The sequence below is a fragment of the Saccharopolyspora sp. genome (assembly GCF_017434145.1).
Taxonomy (GTDB): domain Bacteria; phylum Actinomycetota; class Actinomycetes; order Mycobacteriales; family Pseudonocardiaceae; genus Saccharopolyspora_C; species Saccharopolyspora_C galaxeae.
The window spans coordinates 1-1,716 of the sequence record NZ_JAFRFW010001043.1; the positions used below are offsets into that span (position 1 = coordinate 1).

General features: G+C 68.1%; 3 protein-coding genes and 1 pseudogene. 3 read left to right on the top strand and 1 reads right to left on the bottom strand.

What is annotated here, in order from left to right; all coding sequences use genetic code 11:
• Window positions 1–272 precede the first annotated feature (272 nt).
• Window positions 273–434: a hypothetical protein gene (locus IJH84_RS28480; RefSeq protein WP_295151106.1), complete on the top strand. Its 162-nt coding sequence runs from the start codon at window positions 273–275 to the stop codon at window positions 432–434.
• Window positions 418–675 carry a Uma2 family endonuclease gene (locus tag IJH84_RS28485; protein ID WP_295151108.1) on the top strand — a complete coding sequence of 86 codons (258 nt, stop codon included), beginning with the start codon at window positions 418–420 and terminating at the stop codon, window positions 673–675. Before IJH84_RS28480 ends, IJH84_RS28485 begins: the two co-directional genes overlap by 17 nt.
• 9 nt (window positions 676–684) lie before the next feature.
• Here the strand turns inward: IJH84_RS28485 and IJH84_RS28490 are convergent, their stop codons facing one another.
• A complete protein-coding gene (locus tag IJH84_RS28490; RefSeq protein ID WP_295151110.1) occupies window positions 685–1,260 on the bottom strand; it encodes a peptide deformylase in 576 nt (191 codons plus the stop codon).
• 186 nt (window positions 1,261–1,446) lie between these two features.
• Between IJH84_RS28490 and IJH84_RS28495 the strand changes: the two are divergent.
• Window positions 1,447–1,716: pseudogene (locus IJH84_RS28495) on the top strand (hypothetical protein); the annotation flags it as partial.

Sequence of the window (1,716 nt, forward strand, 5' to 3'; positions counted from 1 at the left end):
ACGCCGGGACGGATCACCGCTAAGCCCGCCACCAGGGACGACGCTTGATCGTCAGACCGCTCAGATACATTGCGGCGCACAGCTGATACGGGGGTGGCCGCCGTGCGTGCGGCCCCGGAACTGAAAAGCCCGGCCGAAGAGTCGTCTTGGAACCAGCTGGTAGAGACGTGGATGCACCTCGACGCACCCGAAGGACGGCGGGCGGAGATCATCAAGGATGAAATCAGGCTTTCCCACCGCCCAGCCCGCAGCACGATCTGATCGACAGCGATGTGCTCAAGGCGGTGGTGCGCATCGTTCCGGACGATTGGGCCGTGTTGCAGAAACAAGGCATCATCGTGCCGCTCGATACCAAGTTGCTGGTGCCGGATCTGTCGCGAGCGAATAACCGCAGACTTGGCGCTACCGGCCGAAGAAGTGCTCCTCAGCGTTGAGATCACTTCTAAGAGCACCGCGGACACCGACCGGACCGACAAGCTGCACGCCTACGCCCGCGCCGGAATCCGGCTCTACCTGCTCATCGACCGGTTCGCCGATCGGTGGCCCGCGGTGACGCTGCATTCGGATCCGGCAGCAGACATCTATCAAAGCGCACGCGCGGTCCCGTTCGGAAAGCCGTTGATCCTGCCCGGGCCGTTCGACGTGACGATCGAGACGGCGGATTTCCCGCGCTGATCCGGCGGTTCATTCCGCGCCGAACGGATCGCCTTCCACCGCCGGATCCCAGGACAATCCGGGGACTCCCCAGCCGTTGCGCTTCACGGTCTTCTTCGCCGCCCGCGCGTTCCGCCCGATCAACCTGCTCAGGTAGAGGTAGCCGTCCAGGTGGTCGGTCTCGTGCTGCAGGCAGCGGGCGAAGAAACCGGTGCCCTCCACCTCGATCGGCGAGCCGTCCACGTCCTGGCCGGTGGCCTTCGCCCAGCTCGCGCGGCCGGTGGGAAAGGCCTCGCCGGGCACCGACAGGCAGCCCTCCCAGTCGTCTTCCGGGTCCGGCATGGTCTCCGGGATCTCGCCGGTTTCCAGCGACGGGTTCACCAGCACGCCGCGGTGCCGCACGCCGTCGTCGTCGGGGCAGTCGTAGACGAACACCCGCAGGTCGACGCCGATCTGATTGGCCGCGAGCCCGGCACCGTTGGCGGCCGCGTTCGTCTCGAACATCTCGTCCACCAGCGTGCGCAGTTCCGCGTCGAACTGCTCCACGGGACGGGTGGGGTGGTGCAGCACCGGGTCGCCCACGATGCGGATCGGGTGAACAGCCATGCGGCGGAGCGTATCGGTCGGTCCGCGGCCGTCGCCGCAGGCGCGGAGTGGATCACCAGCACGGGTGTCGTCGCCGGTGTGTTGTCCTCGCATCCGGCACCGGGCCGCGTGATGTAATGGTCGCGGAATCACACCCTTGTGATTCCGGCGAACGCGGGATCCCCGGATCGCGACGCGAGGAGCCAGATGGACGCCGCTCAGATGTTGACCGCGCAGGAGATCGCGCGGCAATGCGAGGAACTGGCGCGGGTCGTGGGCCGGCGCGGCGGCGGAGTGGCGCCGGATGGGCAGCTGCCGGACGGGCACCTTCCGGACGGGCAGCTGCCGGACGGACGGTTGCGCCCGGTGGAGGCGGTCACCGAGCCGATGCTGCGAGTCGCCCGACCGGAAACCGACCGGCCGGGCGGTGCCGAACCGGGTCGAGACCAACCGGCCGGAACCGAGCCGAACGGCGCC